The sequence below is a fragment of the Geomonas sp. Red276 genome, from assembly GCF_054784495.1.
In genome coordinates this window covers 1-1093 of the sequence record NZ_BLXW01000097.1, presented here as the reverse complement: position 1 = coordinate 1093, position 1093 = coordinate 1, and the positions used below count along the sequence as shown (strand labels likewise).

Below are 1093 nucleotides of genomic sequence, written 5' to 3'. Positions count from 1 at the left end.
CTCACGAGGGAAATCGAAGTAAGTCAGCGTCTCAGCGATAGAATCCTGGACCTTCTTTGCCGCCTCCTTCAGTTTCATCGCTTCGAGCTTTACGTACACCGCTTCTGCTTTCTCAAGAGCTGCTTTCTTGTCTTCAGAAGCATGGATGGCCTTCAGCATTGCCGCTACCTCCGGCATCTTCTTGGCTGGGGTGACGCTGAAGACGTTGCGGTAAAAATGGACGGTGCAGCGCTGCCACTTTGCCTGTGGAAAATAGTCCCCGAGCGACTCAACTAGCCCGATGCAGGCGTCGGTGATGAAGAGCCTGACGCCCTGCAGCCCGCGCTCCTTGAGATGGCGAAGGAAGGATGACCAACCGGCCTTGTCTTCCTTGGCCCCTTCGCAGACGCCGAGAATTTTGCGGTAGCCCTGCTCATTGACGCCGATTGCCACCAGTACGGAGACATTGGTGACCTCCCCGCCCCATGAGCGCTTCAGGACGATACCGTCCAGGTAGACATAGGGAAAATCGCCCTGAATTGGCCGATTGCGCCACTCTTCGATCTTGGCGTAGACCTTTTTGTTGAGATTACTGATGGTGCCGGGGCTGACCTTCGTGCCCCACAATGCCTCGGTAATATCCTCGACGCGTCGTACTGAAACACCGGCCAGGTACATCTCAATCAGAGCTTCCTCAACGGAGGCTTCACGTCGGCGGTAACGCTCGATTATGGCTGTCTCGAATGTCTGTCGACGGAGTTTCGGAACGTTGAGCGTCACCTCTCCAGCCGTAGTATGAAGTTTCCGCTGGTAGTGGCCGGCTCGGGTATCGGTTCGGGCCTCGTTTCTTTGGTACTTTTCGGCGTTGCACAACTGGTTGGCTTCGGCATCGAGCATGCGGTTGAGAGTGTCCTCAACGGTGCTACGGACCATCTCTCCGAGGTGATCGCGAATGGCCCCTTCATTCAGTTGGATGATGTTCCCTTTTGTAGTAGACTCGTTCTCCACGGCAGTGTCCCTCCTGGGGTATCGAATTGTTGTTTGGCGACTCAATTCTTAACCCGGCGGGGCACTGCCGTGCTAGTCAAAAAAGCGAAAAATATTTTACGTTATC

The 1093-nt window shown here is 54.9% G+C and carries 1 protein-coding gene; it reads right to left on the bottom strand.

Features of this window, described 5'->3' with window-relative positions:
- On the bottom strand, positions 1-987 hold a 987-nt coding region (locus ACYVL5_RS23630), incomplete at its 3' end, for an IS256 family transposase (RefSeq protein WP_460597996.1).
- Positions 988-1093 lie beyond the last annotated feature (106 nt).